This is a genomic window from Corynebacterium sp. HMSC034E11, from assembly GCF_001835905.1.
Lineage (GTDB): Bacteria > Actinomycetota > Actinomycetes > Mycobacteriales > Mycobacteriaceae > Corynebacterium > Corynebacterium coyleae.
In genome coordinates, this window is record NZ_KV826417.1 from 59,143 (window position 1) to 73,340 (window position 14,198).

Genomic DNA, 14,198 nt, shown 5'->3' on the forward strand with positions numbered 1-14,198 from the left:
TGTGGCAACCGCCCTGTGGACAACCCGCAATCTAAGTGACATTTCAACGAATCGCCTGTGGACAACTCGTCCCAAATGTTCACTTCTTTCACAGCGGGCCTACACTGCCCCACCAGCAAAGTGGGGCTAGACTGCTAAAGCATGTCTCCCACACGGCCGGTGGCGGCGTTTTTCGACCTGGACAAGACGATCATTGCGACGTCTTCCGCCTTCGCCTTCGGCAAAGAATTCCGCAACAACGGAATGATCACGCGACAAGAGGCGTGGGACCTCTACCTAACCAAAGCCCAGTACATGCTGGTCGGCCATTCCAGCGAGAAGATGGACGCCACGCGCGATTCGCTCGCCCAACTCATCGAAGGCTGGTCGATCGAGGACGTCCAGCGCATCACCCAAGAAACGATGCGCACCGTGGTCACGCCCGCGATTTACGCCGAAGCGCGCGAACTTATCGACGACCACCGCGCCCAAGGCCACGACGTCATCATCATCTCCGCCTCCGCATCAATTCTGGTTGAGCCGATCGCGCGCGAACTCGGCGTAGACACGGTCGTGGCCACCGAACTCGCGGAGAAGGACGGCAAGCTCACCGGCGAGATCACCCGTTACCTCAAGGGCGGGGCGAAGGCGGAGGCTGTGCGCCAGTTTGTCGCCGACCACGACTACGACCTGGAGCGCAGCTACGCCTACTCCGATTCCGCCACGGACATTCCAATGCTGGAACTGGTGGGCAACCCGGTGGCGGTGAACCCGGACCGGGCGCTTCGCAAGCACGCACTGTCACACGATTGGCAGGTGCGGACCTTTAAAAACCCGGAGCCGCTCATCCAAATGCCGAACGCCCGCGAGGTCGGCATCGGCGCGAGCGTGATCGCCGGCGTGACCGCGTTGGCGGTGGCTGGGGTACTCATCGCCCGTGCTGTGTCCGGCAAATCTGGCGACAAGCGCCACAGCGCGTGACGTTATGTTTCACCCCGATTCAGGCAAACACTGTGATGTATCGCTAACATCGTTGGGAGAATTCCAGGCACCTTCCCAGGGTGCCTCATGCATAGCCACCCAGGAAGGTGAGTAAACAGTGAGCAACGAAGGTCTGTACACCAGCGGCTCGAGCGCCGTAACCGCCAAGGTGGATTCGATTCCGCTGCGCGATACCGATGTGACGGTGCCGGGCCAGCAGTCCATCGGCACGCTGATCTCTAACGCGTCGGAGCAGGTGTCCACCCTGGTCCGCGGCGAGATCGAGCTGGCCAAGGCTGAGGTCATGGGCGAGGTGAAGAAGGGCGCCGTTGGCGGTGGCCTGTTCGGCGTCGCCGGCGTGATTGCGCTGTACTCCTCGTTCTTCCTCTTCTTCGCGTTTGCGGAGATGCTCGCATCCTGGATGCACCGTGGCTGGGCATTCCTGATCGTCTTCCTCATCATGATCGCCCTGGCTGGTCTGCTCGCGCTGGTTGGCCTGAAGAAGGTCAAGAAGATCAAGGCTCCGGAGCGCACCATCAGCTCGGTCAACGAGTTGAAGAACCTGAAGCCGGGCGAGGCTCAGAAGAACCTGACCAAAAACGAGGCTGGGCTCTACACCAGCCGCTAACCGCTGACGCAGGCTTGCGTATCGACGACAGCGTTCAGCCTGGTCACATCCCCTACGCGCTGCTGCACCTGGTGTGCAGTCAGCGCGTAACCCGTTTCTGAGGCATCCAGGGACGCGCCGAAGATCATGCCTGCCACCTCCCCTGCCGGGGTGAGCAGCGGGCCACCGGAGTTGCCCTGGCGGATGTCGCCGCGGATGGTGTAGGCCTCGCGCTCCACACGGCCGGTGGTGTAAATGTCCGGGCCTGCGATGGTCAGTTGGCTGCGGATTCGCGCCGGTGCGGCCTCGAAGGGGCCGGATTTGGGGTAGCCCATGACCACGGCGTCGTCGCCACGCTGCAGCTCGCGTGCAGCCCAACGCAGCGGCGGCAGACCCAAGCCCTGGGCGTGCAACACCGCGATGTCGGTATCCGGGTCGTAGAGCACCACATCCGCCGGCTTCACGCCGACGACGGTGTCCAGGGAGACACGCTCGGTGCCGGCGACGACGTGCGCGTTGGTGAGCACGTAGCCATCCTCAAACACGAAGCCGGAGCCCATGAGCCGGCGGCGGCAACTTTCTGCATCGCCCATGACGTGGACCACGCTCGGGCGGGCCGCCTCCACAACTTCGGGGCGAAGCGCCGCGTTATCGGGTGCGTCCACCTGGGCGCCGTGCGGGGATTGGAAGGGGGAAACGAGCGGGGGCAGGCCGGACTCGTCGAGAAGCGCTGCGAATTTCGCGGGCAGTTTCCCGGCGCTCTCCGGAGCGGTGTCGTGGATTTTGGCCAGGATGTGCGAGTTGCGGATCCCGTCGCCCAACTCGCCAGGCACCGCCGACGCCAGCGGGATTGAGATAAACCACACCACCAGCGCCAGTGCGACCGATTGGAACAGTGCGCCCACCACCGAATCCACGAAACGCGTCAGGCGGCTGCGTACCCGCGCCCGCAAGTTGCCCCCGAGGGTCACGCCGAGCAGGTTGCCCAGCCCAACGAAGAGCACCACCACCGACAGCAGCAGCGTGATGCGGATGGGTTGGGACTCGGTGACGTCGAGAAGCAACGGCGCCACCGCCAGCCCCACCACGAGGCCCGCGATGATGCCGATTGCGGAGATCACAGCCGAAAACGCACCTTGGCGCCAGCCACTGACAAACGCAGCGACGACGGCAAGCCCAAGCAGAACGTCAACGACCAGGTGCATTCCGCAAATGTTACAGCTCGCGGTTGCGGGATCGGGCCAGCGCCTCGTAAAGATCGCCCGGACGCTCGTCCCAGGCGCGCACCCAGCCGGCTAATTCCAGCACGACCGCCAGCAGGATTCCGGTAAAACCCCAGATGAGATAGTCGCGGGCCCATAACGTCGGACCGGTCCAGTGCTTCCAGCCGAGCTTCGCGCGGTTGGCCGGATCCACCAAGTCCCGGATGGGAACGAAGAACACGTCGTCGGTTTCGAGCTCGCTTGCCGGGTACACCTCACCCGGGTCGGGTGCGTACGCCACCACGGGGCGCACCAGCCTGCGGCTGCCACCGGTTTTCACCTGCCCCATCACCGCCAGCGGCACAACCCGCTCAGGGGCCAGCCCCGTCTCCTCGTACGCCTCGCGCAACGCCGCCGCCACCGGGCCTGTATCTGTGGCGTCGATGTGCCCGCCCGGAAACGCCATCTGACCGGAGTGGCTGCGCATAGACGGGGTGCGGTGCGTGATCAGCACCCGGGCGTCCTCCGGCAGTTCCTCCGCGTCCGGGTCGCCAGCGAACACGATGAGCACCGCCGCCTGGTCCTCCCCCGGCGTTTGCGGCACGCGCGGGCCCAGCATCGCTTTGACCCGCGCATCGCCCTCGCCAGCGCGTAGCTTATCCACGAGCCCCCGCAGCCACACCGGTGCCCGTTCCGGCTGCACGGCAACCATCACAGCACCCCGCGCACGGCCTCGGCCAGCTCCTCGGCCGAGGTGAATTCCTTGGCAAACACGCCGATTTTTTCCTCGCCTCGGAACACGACGGTCAGCGGCACCACCGGCGGCAGGCCGAGCGTACCAGCGAACACGTTGGCATCGTCGGCGAAGCTCGGCAGGTTGACGCCCAAGTCATCCAGCAGCGCCGCACCACGTGCCCCATCGCGGTCCGCATGTACGCCTACCACGGTGTACTCGGGGTGCGCGCGGGCGAACTCCTCCACCACGGGCAACTCCGCACGGCACGGTTCGCACCACCACGCCCACACGTTGGCCACGGTGATCTCCTGCTGCGCGCCGGCCGCCTCGCCGCCGAGGCACGCCAGGTCCACGCCACCGACTGCGCCCTCCGGGCAGTCCGGTCGTCCCGTCACCGGAGCCGATTGCTTCTCGACGACACCGTCACCGGCCGGGGGCGTGGCGTCGTCGATAAGCAACGCCCTGGCTCCCGCAATGACCAAAAGCGTCACCGCAAGGATCGCAGCAACGCTGACCCAGATTGTGCGTTTCACAGGCCCACCATCCTCAAAATGTGGTCGCGCTCAGGGCCGGTGACCAGTTCGGCGGCTTCCTCCGGGTCGGTGGGACCTACGCCGAAGGAGGGACAGTCGAACGCGATCGGACACGCCCCACAGGCTGGCTTGCGGGCGTTACAGACGCGGCGGCCGTGGAAAATGATGCGGTGGGAAAACATGGTCCACTCACGGCGCTCGATGAGTTCGGCGATCGCGTGCTCGATCTTCACCGGATCCGTCTCTTCCGTCAGCATCATGCGTTTGACCAGGCGCTGGAAGTGGGTGTCCACCGTCAGCCCCGGGTAGCCGAAGGCGTTTCCGCGCACCACATGCGCCGTCTTGCGGCCCACCCCGGGCAGGGTGACTAAGTCCTCAAGCTTCTCGGGCACCTCGCCACCAAAATCGGTGACCAGCTTCTGGCCCATCGCGATCAGGTTCGCCGCCTTGGAACGGTAAAACCCGGTCGAGCGGATAATCTCCTCCACCTCTGCCTGGTTGGCCTCCGCGTAGTCGGCGGCCGTGGGGTACTTGGCAAACAGCGCCGGGGTGACCATGTTCACCCGCACGTCCGTGGTCTGCGCGGACAATGCCGTAGCAACGAGCAACTCCAGCGGGTTAGTAAAGTCCAACTCCGCGTGCGCATCCGGGTACGCTGCCGCCAACGTGCGGTTAATACGGCGTGCCCTGCGCTTACGCCCGATCGGAGTCTCTTTCCCCTTCGCGGCGGGATGAGCGCCTGGGCGGCGATGTTTCAATGGAGAGGTCGAAGCGGCCATGCCCAACATGCTAGCCGTACACTATGGGTATGACCTTTTTGCTTGTGGCGCTGAATCCGCTTGTGCTCGGGGTGTTTCCGCTTTTCATGGAGCGTGTGGAAGCAGCGGTCATCGACTAACACAGTTCCCAGTCGCGGAAAGACTATCGCACTGATTAGTTGAGCTGGTAGAGTTCCAATTTGTGTGACGGTCACCGCTAATGGCACCGTTCGTGACCAATCCCACGCAAAATGCGTGAGCGACAGTCTGAGGAGGACTCATGGAAGGCGTTCAAGACACTCTTGCCCGCGCCGGCATCTTTCAGGGCGTCGACCCTGACGCGGTCGCCGCGCTGATCAACGATATGGACACCGTGGATTTCCCGAAGGGCACCACGATTTTCGACGAAGGCGAGCCCGGCGATCGCCTCTACATCATCGTCGAAGGCAAAATTAAACTTGCCCGCCATGCGCCGGACGGTCGCGAGAACTTGCTGTCCGTGATGGGCCCGTCCGACATGTTCGGCGAGCTCTCCATCTTCGACCCGGGCCCGCGTACCTCCTCCGCAGTCTGCGTCACGGACGTCACCTGCGCCACCATGGACTCCACTATGCTGCGCGAGTGGATCGACAACCACCCGGAGATCTCCCAGCAGCTGCTGCGCGTGCTGGCCCGCCGCCTACGCCGCACGAACGCGTCGCTGGCAGACCTGATCTTCACCGACGTGCCTGGCCGCGTAGCCAAGACCTTGCTCCAGCTGGCAAACCGCTTCGGTGTACATGAGGGTGGCGCACTCCGCGTCAACCATGATCTCACCCAGGAAGAGATCGCCCAGCTTGTGGGTGCGTCGCGTGAGACGGTGAACAAGGCATTGGCCACGTTCGCTCACCGCGGCTGGATCCGCCTGGAGGGTAAAAGCGTGCTCATTGTTAACACTGAGCACCTCGCTCGCCGCGCGCGCTAACGGAGGCGCCCGCGGCGGGTCGAAAATCCGCTACTTGGCGTTGAGGTAACGCAGCGCCACACGAGTCGACTGTTCTGCGGCACCGCGCAGGACCGGGTCGACATCGTCGTAAATCGCATCGACCAGCGTATTGATGTCCGCGTTATCGCCATGCTCCTTCAGTGCCTGACGGATCTGATCCAGGCGCTGGTTACGGCGATCGATGTACTTGCGGGCGTACGCAGACAGGTCCTCACCTTCCGGACCGTGGCCCGGAAGCAGCATGACACCCTTGCCCTTTTCCTCGAGCATCTCCAGGGTGTCCAGGTAGGCACCCAGATCACCGTCGGTCTCAGAGATCATGGTGGTGTGGCGACCCGCAATGGTGTCGCCGGTGATGATGCCTTCCGGCTTACCGTCGGTGTCTTCGCCCGGGTAGACGAAGAAGCACACAGAGTCACTGGTGTGGCCCGGCGTAGCGACGACCTTCACGCGCGGGGTAACCCCCTCAACGGAGATCACTTCGCCGTCGGTGAGTGGCTCAGCGCCGGAGGTATGAGACGGATCAAGGGCGCGGACCGGTGCGCCAGTGAGCTGGCGGAACCGTTCCGCGCCATCTGCGTGATCGTGGTGACGGTGAGTCAACAGAATCAAGGCGACCTTGTCGGCCTTTGCCTGCAGCACGTTGAGGTGGCCCTCATCGGCCGGACCCGGGTCGACGACGATGCTCGCCTCGTCGCCCTCACCTCGGATCACCCAAGAGTTCGTGCCCTCGAGCGCCGCGTAGCTGGGGTTCGGCACCAGGACCACCGCGGCGTTGGGGGTCACAGGGCGCAGCTGGCTGTATGCGGGATGTTTCATGGCTCCCACCCTACCCCGTCACGGCTGCGCCGATGGGCAAACTAGCCTTCGAGCTCCACGACAATCTCAACCTCAACCGGGGTGTCCATCGGAAGGACAGCAACACCGACTGCGGAACGTGCGTGTGCACCGGCTTCGCCGAAGATCTCCTGCACCAGTTCGGATGCACCGTTGATCACGGCGGGCTGACCCGTGAATGCCGGATCGGAGGCCACGAAGCCCACGATCTTGACCACGCGGGCGACGTTGTCGATACCCACGTGTGCGTCCACTGCAGCCAGCGCGTTCAGCGCAGCCTGGCGGGCGTAGCCGTATGCATCCTCCTGGGATACCTCGGCGCCAACCTTGCCGGTGGCCGGCAGCTTGCCGTCCACGAACGGCAGCTGGCCGGACGTCCACACCTGGTTGCCGGTGCGTGTTGCTGGGACGTATGCGGCCACGGGTGCGGCCACGGTCGGAAGTTCAATGCCCAGTTCTTTCAGGCGCTCAGACCACTGTGCCATTTACTCAACCTCTCGTTTCATGTAGGCGACAACATTGTCCGGGTTCGGACCCGGGGTGACTGCGACGAGTTCCCAGCCGTCCTCACCCCAAGAATCCAGAATCTGCTTGGTGGCGTGCGACAACAGCGGAACGGTTGCGTATTCCCATTTCTTCATGGGATTCACCCTACCTAGAGGCCAATAATTTCGCCGCCGCTGGACAGGTGGGTTGCCCAGTCCTTCACGTGCGGGTTCTTACGCAGTACTGCGCGGCGCTGACGCTCGGTCAGGCCTCCCCATACGCCGAATTCCACCTTGTTATCCAGTGCGTCTGCGCGGCACTCAGTCATCACCGGGCAGGCGCGGCAGATGGCTGCTGCCTTGCGCTGCTCGGCACCGCGGACGAAGAGTGCGTCCGGGTCGCCGCCGCGGCACTGGGCCTGGGTGACCCACTCGCCACGGTCGAAGACCAGTGTTCCCGTGGAGTCGCACTTCTTGGAGGTGGTCGGTCGGAGGTTGGTTGCCGGTGCCTTTTTCAAACTCGTGGTCATCGTGCGTCTCCTTAGACGTCCTATCCCTATCCGGAAGCGGAGCGGACTCCTTTTATACAATCGACCGCATATTAGCGATCCCATGTAAATGGAATCACACAGGAAATTCCATGTCGAATGCATCACATTTTTGGGGGGAGCATGGTATTCCCCCACGCCACAGATTGAATTAAGGTGTTGGCGTGTCTGCCCTGAAAAGCTTAGGAAACCTGCTGGTCGCCGTCATCGCATCAGCGCTTGTCATGGCGTTATGCCTGGCGCCGATCGCAGGTCTTGGGGGTGCCGCAATTGCGCGTACCGACGAAACCATGCAGTCCAACCTCTCCGACCTCACCCACGGCGACGTGCCGGGCGTGACCACGATTACGGACGTCAACGGCAAACCCATGGCGTGGATCTTCAAACAGCGCCGCTATGAGGTACCCAGCGAGCAGATCTCGCAGTACGCCAAGGACGCGCTGGTTTCTACGGAGGACCGCCGCTTCTACGTCCACGAGGGCGTGGATATGCAGGGCTTTGCCCGCGCGCTGGTGACCAACGTGCTGGCCGGCGGTGTGGAGCAGGGCGCGTCCACGGTGAACCAGCAGTATGTGAAGAACTACCTCTGGCTCATCGACGCGGAAAACGAAGAGGAAGCGCTCGCCGCCACCGAACAGTCCATTCCCCGCAAACTGCGCGAAATGCGCATGGCATCCGATCTAGACAAGACGCTGGAGAAGGACGAAATCCTTACCCGGTACCTGAACCTGGTGTCGTTTGGTCAGCACTCCTTTGGCATCGAGGCCGCCGCCCGAACCTACTTTGACACCAGCGCAGCCAAGCTCAACCCGGCACAGGCTGCGATGCTGGTGGGCCTGCTGCAGTCGGTGGAGGCGCTGAACCCGTATACGAACCCGGAAGGGGCGGTGCGTCGTCGCAACGTAGTGCTCAACAACATGGCCGCTCAGGGCTACATCGAGCAGTCCGAGGCCGACCGCTGGGCGGGCGCACCGTTGGGCATTCTGGACAAGCCGAAGACACTGCCGGAAGGCTGCATCACCGCTGGCGACAACGGCTTCATGTGCGATTACGCCCTGCGCTACCTGGCGGAAAAGGGCCTGGACCTGGACACCATCAAAAACGGGTCGTACACCATCAAGACCACGTTGGACCCGAACATCCAGCAGGTCGCGCTTAACGCGGTGCGCAACAACGTCAGCCCGCACACCGCAGGCGTGGCGCAGGTGTTGGACATTGTGGAGCCCGGCGCGGACTCGCGCAACATCAAGGCGATGGTGTCTTCCCGCTTCTATGGCCTGGACCTGGACCAAAGCCAGACGATCCTGCCGCAGCCTGTGTCGCTGGTGGGCAACGGCGCAGGCTCCGTATTCAAGATCTTCACCGCAGCCGCCGCGCTTGAGCAGGGCTACGGGCTGAACTCCATGCTGAACACTCCGGCGCGTTCCGTGGTGTACGGCATGGGCGCAGGCGGCGCCGCGAACTGTCCGCCGGGTGCATATTGTGTAGAAAATGCCGGCGTCTATGCACCGAAGATGAGCTTGCAGGACGCGCTTGCACAGTCGCCGAACACCACGTTCATTGAGCTGATTCAGACCGTCGGCGTTGCCCCGGTCGTGGATCTGGCGGTGCGCCTGGGCCTGCGCTCTTACAAGGACGACAACTCGTTTGGGGACGGCCGCTCCATCGCCCAGGCCGCCAAGGAAGAAAACATGGGCTCGTTCACCCTCGGCCCCTTAGCCGTCAACGCGCTGGAACTGTCCAACGTGGGCGCCACCTTGGCGTCCAACGGGCGCTGGTGCGAGCCGAACCCGATTGCGAGCGTGACCGATAAGAACGGCCGTGAGGTCTTCATCGACCGGCCCGCCTGCGAGCAAGCCATCGACCCGGAGATCGCTGCCGCTTTGGCTGCCGGCATGTCGCACGACATTGTCGACGGCACCGGCGCCGACGCCGCAAAACGCAACCGCTGGAGCGCCCCCACCGCCGCGAAGACCGGCACGACCGAGTCGCACCAGTCCTCCGCGTTCCTCGGCTTCACGCTGGGCATGTCTGCGGCGCCGTACATCTTCAACGACGGCACCCAAACCACCCCGCTGTGCACCGCCCCGGTCCGCCAGTGCGGCGTGGGCAACCTCTTCGGCGGCAACGAGGCAGCCAACACCTGGTTCCAGGCCGCCGCTGGTGTGCCCGGTGCGGCCTCAGGCCTTCCGGCAGCGAGCGCGAAGTACCAGACCGGTGCGCGCCGCGCGGCCGTGGACTCCGTGGTTGGCCAATACTCCTCCGCCGCGAAATCCCAGCTGGAGGCCCAGGGCTACAAGGTCGTGTTGAAGACGGTGCCGGGCGGCGGTGCCCCGGCCGGCCAGGTTGTGTCCATCACCCCGGCGGACGAGTCGCTCGCGCGCGGCTCCACCATCACCCTGAATGTCTCGGACGGCTCGGCCCCCTCCAGCACCGCGCCGAGCCCATCCCCGTCCCCGTCTGCTCCCCCGAGCCCCGCTGCCCCACCGGCGCCGGACTTCAGCGGCATCGAGCAATCGCTTAACGACGCCCGCGACGCCATCGCCAACGCCTTCGGCAACAACTAACGCGGCTGGCTAGCTCAGGCGGGCCTTGACAGCCTCGGAGATGCGCTTGCCATCGGCTCGGCCGGCGGCCTTGGCGGTGGCGGCCTTCATGACCTGCCCCATCTGCGCCATGGAGGTGGCGCCGGTTTCGGCCACGGTGTCGTCGATAAGCACTGCGAGCTCATCGTCCGTCAACTGCTTTGGCTGGTACGCCTCGAGGATGTTCGCCTCGGCGAGCTCGGTTTCAGCGAGATCGTCGCGGCCGTTGGTCTGGTAGATCTCGGCGGACTCGCGGCGCTTCTTAATCTCACGTGCGATGATCTTCTGAATCTCCTGATCATCAACCTCGTGCTTCGTGCCCTCGGTCTCAGCGGTCTGGATCGCCGCCAGCAGCATACGGATCGTGCCGGTGCGCTCCTTCTCCTTCGCCTTCATGGCTTCCTTGAGGTCTGCGCGGATCTGGTCTTTCAATGCACTCATGCCTGCGAGATTACAGTGGTGCGAGTGAAGACGTTGAAGAAAGCCGCCGCAGCCACCCTCGCCGCCGGAGCCTCCGCACTCGCCTGGGGGTACACCGAACGCAACAACTTCCAACTGCGCGAATACACCCTGCCGCTGCTGGAGCCAGGCGTGTTGCAGGGGCGCGGGGAGTTTCGGGTGCTGCACGTATCCGACCTCCACATGATCCCCGGGCAGAAGGAGAAGGTGGAGTTCGTCTCCGGCCTGGACGCGCTCGACCCGGACCTGGTGATCAACACCGGCGACAACCTGTCGGACCTTGGTGGCGTGCCCTGGGTGCTCGACGCCCTCGGCCCGCTGCTCAACCGCCCCGGCGCGTTTGTCTTCGGCACCAACGACTACTGGGCGCCGCGCCCCGTCAACCCGCTGAAGTACCTCACCGGCGCCAAGCGCGAGCCGTCGTACGTGGACCTGCCGTGGGAAGGCATGCGCGCCGCGTTCATGGAGCGCGGCTGGCACGACGCAACCCACAACCGCCTGGAGTTCAAAGCCTCCGGCGTACGCCTGGCGCTCGCGGGCGTGGACGACCCGCACCACGAGCTGGACCGGTACTCCGAGGTGGCAGGCGCACCGAACAGGGACGCCGACCTCACCATCGCCCTCCTCCACGCCCCCTACCGGCGCGTACTCGACGCCTTCGAAGCCGACGGCTACCAACTCGCCCTGGCCGGCCACACCCACGGCGGCCAGATCTGCCTACCCGGTGGCCGCGCCCTGGTCACCAACGCCGACATCGACCGCGAACGCGCCTCCGGCCTGCACCGCTACGGCCGCATGTGGATGGAGGTATCCAACGGGCTCGGCCAGTCCAAGTACGCACCCGTACGCCTGTTCTGCCCGCCGTCCGCGTCGCTGATCCGGGTCGTCGAGCGCGGGTAAACCGGTTGCGGGGCGGTCGGTTGCGTGGCGGCCTGCTCGTTCGCCTGCTCGTCTGCTCCGCCGCAGGTCGCGCGAACTGCCTAAACGACGATATCGTCGTTTACCGATTTTCCCGGAACGCGACCTGGGCTTTTGCAAAAACGAGGCCACAAAAGACGATATCGTCTTTTGCAGCGGTGGATCCAAGCCGAACCGCACCGCCACACCGAACCGCGCCGCCACACTGCAGCCACCGCCACGCCCCCACACCGGCAACAAAACGCACACAACCTGCCGTTTTGGCCAAACCGAACCCCAGGGGTATTGTGTTTCGAGTACCGCGGACAACAGTCCGAGATACCACCGGGATATGGCGCAGCTTGGTAGCGCGCTTCGTTCGGGACGAAGAGGTCGCAGGTTCAAATCCTGTTATCCCGACCAACACAACCCGCCTTCCGAGGCGGGTTTTCGCATTCGATAGTCCGTGTCGGCAGCGCCACTAAGATTATCGCGATGAATAAGAAGAAGATTTTTTCGCTCCCTGATCGAGTGCCCGTATCCTCCATCTTCTTGGACGAGTCAGGAACCCGAAACTCTTCAGGTGGGTTCTTTGTTGTCGGGTTCGTCAAAATTAGGAACCTACAAGTACTCGATCGGGAGATTCGCCATCTTCGCCAGTCCCACGGTTTCTATCAAGAAATCCATTTCTCGGAGATCAAGAACAACAAGTTAAATTTCTATTTTGATCTCGTTGAGCTTCTCGCCGCAGCCGACGTGAGAGTTGGAGGCTCGGTTTATGATTCCACTCACTCTTTCGGGGACCATGACACTTGGCTGCAGCAAGCGAAGATGGCTTCTCGGCTTATCCGTGGGAACATTAACCGCGGGGAACTGGTTAATGTTTTCCTTGACTTAGTCCAAACTCCACGAGGAGAGTCGGTCGCACAGTTCGTTAAGAGTGATGTAAACCGCGCGATTGGTAGTCGTTGCGTTCTTGAAGCATACGATTTCAATTCAGAGGCTAGTGACTTTATTCAGCTGGCAGATATTGTTGCTAGTTCCATCGCCTACGAACGCCGGCATGGTCGAATGGACCCAACAGTCCGAAATACACCGAAAGCTCGAGTTGCTGGTCGGCTGAGACGAGCCCTCGAATTAGACAGTTTCGCTGACATTCAGCAAGGCAAAGTCAATATTGTGACGATTGGGTCAGAAAATGCTTGATTTAACTGATGCCAGTTCTATACTGGGGTTCTCGAGGGATTTGGGCTAAAACCCACCACCTCTCGAGCCGGCTGGGATTAAGTTCGCAGTCCCGGAAAGCGCAAGTGGTTGCGCGCTTCAAACTTGAGTGGCCTTTCATCTCTTCAGTGGGATGCGGGGGCCACTCTTTATTTTGCCCAGGCCACGCCCCCACGGCTTAACCCAAAGCTGGGCCTTGCCCCACACATCTACGATTTTTTGTCGCTCTTTTTGCTGGACCGCACATGCCACAGATACACCAACGGCCCTACCACGGGTATGAACACCAGAAAGAGCACGATCCAGACATCCGACCACCGTCTGTTAGGTGGTCTATTAGGTTGCCTGAAAAATACAATCACGCTGGCAACTAATAGCACCACAGCCACCAACGTGAGCAACATAAAAACGTAATCGACCGGAGATGGTTCCAATGGAGAAACTCCATTGCCTAGCAAAGCGGCTAACTGCATTTGTGAAATTTCCATCCACCCCTGGTTCATCACATTGCTTCTGACACGGTGTTTTCGCCCAGGATCCTACTAGGCAGCGCCACCACCATCGCGCGTTAACGCTGTCGCAACACGTCTCCCTCGATACTGAGGTGGTACAGCCCGTACACACACTCACACTCCGAGGAGGAAACCATGACCAGCACCACCACCCGTATCGCCGCGTACGCAACCGCAGCAACGCTCGCGCTCGGCACAGCCGGCGTTGTCGGCGCAGCTACCCCGGCGAACGCCGCTACCGTCGCGGCAAAGGACAAGGACGGCGTGTGCGTCGTGAAGCTCGCGCCGGCCGAGAAGCGTTTCATCCAGTCGTGGTTCGATGACTTCAAGGCGATCGGTGACTACGAGCAGGCCCGCGACCTCATCGCGGCGATCGAGCAGGTCTATCCCGGCGTTGTCGCGGAGAACGAGAAGGCGCTCAAGGGTGAGAAGGCGGAGTTTGGCAAGGTGTTGCCGGAGGGTCTCGTCGCAAAGTATGCGGATGCGCAGAAGACGATGAAGGAGTCGGAGCCGACGGTGAATCGCACGCTGGAGGCGATTGACACGGATTCGTGGCGCGTTGGCCCGGACACGAAGCGCACGGAGACGCCGCTGACCGCGAAGGATGGCGACGTATACAAGGCGTGGACGGAGACCCCGTCCGGGAAGGTCGCCGCGAAGCGCATGCTTATCGACGACGCCGACGCCACCGCCGCCGAAACCTGCACCAAGGGCATGCAAGCGGATGTGAAATACCCCACCGCCAAGGCGGACGTGAACGTGCCTGCCATTGTCGGTGGGGTGATTGCGGCGCTGCTGGTGATGGCAGGCCTCGTCTTCGCGCTGCCCCACTTCGGCATCACACTGCCGATGCTGGGCATGTAGTTCTCC

General features: G+C 62.9%; 16 protein-coding genes and 1 tRNA gene. 8 read left to right on the forward strand and 9 right to left on the reverse strand.

Features of this window, described 5'->3' with window-relative positions; genetic code table 11:
- Positions 1 to 141 precede the first annotated feature (141 nt).
- Both HMPREF2690_RS10020 and HMPREF2690_RS10025 read left to right on the forward strand, forming a co-directional pair.
- Entirely contained in the window at positions 142 to 960 is an 819-nt protein-coding gene (locus HMPREF2690_RS10020) for an HAD family hydrolase (RefSeq protein ID WP_070820800.1), read from the forward strand.
- 118 nt (positions 961 to 1,078) lie between these two features.
- Entirely contained in the window at positions 1,079 to 1,588 is a 510-nt protein-coding gene (locus tag HMPREF2690_RS10025) for a phage holin family protein (protein ID WP_070483007.1), read from the forward strand.
- Here the strand turns inward: HMPREF2690_RS10025 and HMPREF2690_RS10030 are convergent.
- The 4 genes from HMPREF2690_RS10030 to nth are packed head-to-tail and all read right to left on the reverse strand — an operon-like array spanning position 1,585 to position 4,826.
- Positions 1,585 to 2,772, reverse strand: a complete 1,188-nt coding sequence (locus HMPREF2690_RS10030) for a MarP family serine protease (RefSeq protein WP_070452994.1) — start codon at positions 2,770 to 2,772, stop codon at positions 1,585 to 1,587. The genes HMPREF2690_RS10025 and HMPREF2690_RS10030 overlap by 4 nt on opposite strands.
- Positions 2,773 to 2,782: 10 nt before the next feature.
- Entirely contained in the window at positions 2,783 to 3,481 is a 699-nt protein-coding gene (locus HMPREF2690_RS10035; protein ID WP_083320370.1) for an NUDIX hydrolase, read from the reverse strand.
- Positions 3,481 to 4,038 carry a TlpA disulfide reductase family protein gene (locus HMPREF2690_RS10040; RefSeq protein ID WP_070820801.1) on the reverse strand — a complete coding sequence of 186 codons (558 nt, stop codon included), beginning with the start codon at positions 4,036 to 4,038 and terminating at the stop codon, positions 3,481 to 3,483. Before HMPREF2690_RS10040 ends, HMPREF2690_RS10035 begins: the two co-directional genes overlap by 1 nt.
- Positions 4,035 to 4,826, reverse strand: coding sequence for an endonuclease III (gene nth, locus HMPREF2690_RS10045; protein WP_070453000.1), 792 nt, complete (start codon positions 4,824 to 4,826; stop codon positions 4,035 to 4,037). Before nth ends, HMPREF2690_RS10040 begins: the two co-directional genes overlap by 4 nt.
- A 250-nt stretch (positions 4,827 to 5,076) precedes the next feature.
- On the opposite strand from nth, the gene glxR reads away from it, so the two are divergent.
- Entirely contained in the window at positions 5,077 to 5,760 is a 684-nt protein-coding gene (gene glxR / locus HMPREF2690_RS10050; protein WP_070421549.1) for a CRP-like cAMP-activated global transcriptional regulator GlxR, read from the forward strand.
- 30 nt (positions 5,761 to 5,790) lie between these two features.
- Here glxR and HMPREF2690_RS10055 read toward each other — a convergent pair whose 3' ends face one another.
- From HMPREF2690_RS10055 to HMPREF2690_RS10065, 4 genes are read right to left on the reverse strand one after another with little or no spacing between them, the layout of a single operon-like run.
- Positions 5,791 to 6,600 carry an MBL fold metallo-hydrolase gene (locus tag HMPREF2690_RS10055; RefSeq protein WP_070421550.1) on the reverse strand — a complete coding sequence of 270 codons (810 nt, stop codon included), beginning with the start codon at positions 6,598 to 6,600 and terminating at the stop codon, positions 5,791 to 5,793.
- 41 nt (positions 6,601 to 6,641) lie between these two features.
- Positions 6,642 to 7,103 (reverse strand): RidA family protein, encoded by a 462-nt coding sequence (locus HMPREF2690_RS10060; protein WP_070483019.1) that lies wholly within the window; start codon positions 7,101 to 7,103, stop codon positions 6,642 to 6,644.
- Positions 7,104 to 7,259, reverse strand: coding sequence for a Sp36 family protein (locus HMPREF2690_RS12020; protein ID WP_092101229.1), 156 nt, complete (start codon positions 7,257 to 7,259; stop codon positions 7,104 to 7,106).
- A gap of 14 nt (positions 7,260 to 7,273) precedes the next feature.
- Complete coding sequence (locus HMPREF2690_RS10065) at positions 7,274 to 7,633, reverse strand: WhiB family transcriptional regulator (protein WP_070421552.1); 360 nt, start codon at positions 7,631 to 7,633, stop codon at positions 7,274 to 7,276.
- A gap of 182 nt (positions 7,634 to 7,815) precedes the next feature.
- Here HMPREF2690_RS10065 and HMPREF2690_RS10070 point away from each other — a divergent pair, with 182 nt between their 5' ends.
- Positions 7,816 to 10,218 (forward strand): transglycosylase domain-containing protein, encoded by a 2,403-nt coding sequence (locus HMPREF2690_RS10070; RefSeq protein ID WP_070820802.1) that lies wholly within the window; start codon positions 7,816 to 7,818, stop codon positions 10,216 to 10,218.
- Positions 10,219 to 10,227: 9 nt separating this feature from the next.
- Here HMPREF2690_RS10070 and HMPREF2690_RS10075 read toward each other — a convergent pair whose 3' ends face one another.
- Complete coding sequence (locus HMPREF2690_RS10075; protein WP_070614334.1) at positions 10,228 to 10,677, reverse strand: GatB/YqeY domain-containing protein; 450 nt, start codon at positions 10,675 to 10,677, stop codon at positions 10,228 to 10,230.
- Between the two features lie 24 nt (positions 10,678 to 10,701).
- Between HMPREF2690_RS10075 and HMPREF2690_RS10080 the strand changes: the two genes are divergently transcribed.
- The 4 genes from HMPREF2690_RS10080 (at position 10,702) to HMPREF2690_RS10095 (ending at position 14,192) form a co-directional block, all read left to right on the forward strand.
- Positions 10,702 to 11,595, forward strand: a complete 894-nt coding sequence (locus HMPREF2690_RS10080) for a metallophosphoesterase (RefSeq protein WP_246819544.1) — start codon at positions 10,702 to 10,704, stop codon at positions 11,593 to 11,595.
- Positions 11,596 to 11,938: 343 nt separating this feature from the next.
- Positions 11,939 to 12,015 (forward strand) — tRNA-Pro (locus HMPREF2690_RS10085).
- A gap of 72 nt (positions 12,016 to 12,087) precedes the next feature.
- The gene (locus tag HMPREF2690_RS10090) at positions 12,088 to 12,798 is read left to right on the forward strand and encodes a DUF3800 domain-containing protein (protein WP_070820803.1); all 711 of its coding nucleotides are present in this window, start codon (positions 12,088 to 12,090) and stop codon (positions 12,796 to 12,798) included.
- Between the two features lie 665 nt (positions 12,799 to 13,463).
- Positions 13,464 to 14,192 (forward strand): hypothetical protein, encoded by a 729-nt coding sequence (locus HMPREF2690_RS10095; protein ID WP_070820804.1) that lies wholly within the window; start codon positions 13,464 to 13,466, stop codon positions 14,190 to 14,192.
- Positions 14,193 to 14,198: the final 6 nt, after the last annotated feature.

Excerpts from the sequence above, each read along its gene's own strand:
- HMPREF2690_RS10020 (WP_070820800.1), top strand. The coding sequence starts at position 142 with ATGTCTCCCACACGGCCGGTGGCGGCGTTTTTCGACCTGGACAAGACG.
- HMPREF2690_RS10030 (WP_070452994.1), bottom strand. The coding sequence starts at position 2,772 with ATGCACCTGGTCGTTGACGTTCTGCTTGGGCTTGCCGTCGTCGCTGCG.
- HMPREF2690_RS10035 (WP_083320370.1), bottom strand. The coding sequence starts at position 3,481 with ATGGTTGCCGTGCAGCCGGAACGGGCACCGGTGTGGCTGCGGGGGCTC.
- nth (WP_070453000.1), bottom strand. The coding sequence starts at position 4,826 with ATGTTGGGCATGGCCGCTTCGACCTCTCCATTGAAACATCGCCGCCCA.
- glxR (WP_070421549.1), top strand. The coding sequence starts at position 5,077 with ATGGAAGGCGTTCAAGACACTCTTGCCCGCGCCGGCATCTTTCAGGGC.
- HMPREF2690_RS10055 (WP_070421550.1), bottom strand. The coding sequence starts at position 6,600 with ATGAAACATCCCGCATACAGCCAGCTGCGCCCTGTGACCCCCAACGCC.
- HMPREF2690_RS10060 (WP_070483019.1), bottom strand. The coding sequence starts at position 7,103 with ATGGCACAGTGGTCTGAGCGCCTGAAAGAACTGGGCATTGAACTTCCG.
- HMPREF2690_RS12020 (WP_092101229.1), bottom strand. The coding sequence starts at position 7,259 with ATGAAGAAATGGGAATACGCAACCGTTCCGCTGTTGTCGCACGCCACC.
- HMPREF2690_RS10065 (WP_070421552.1), bottom strand. The coding sequence starts at position 7,633 with ATGACCACGAGTTTGAAAAAGGCACCGGCAACCAACCTCCGACCGACC.
- HMPREF2690_RS10075 (WP_070614334.1), bottom strand. The coding sequence starts at position 10,677 with ATGAGTGCATTGAAAGACCAGATCCGCGCAGACCTCAAGGAAGCCATG.
- HMPREF2690_RS10090 (WP_070820803.1), top strand. The coding sequence starts at position 12,088 with ATGAATAAGAAGAAGATTTTTTCGCTCCCTGATCGAGTGCCCGTATCC.
- HMPREF2690_RS10095 (WP_070820804.1), top strand. The coding sequence starts at position 13,464 with ATGACCAGCACCACCACCCGTATCGCCGCGTACGCAACCGCAGCAACG.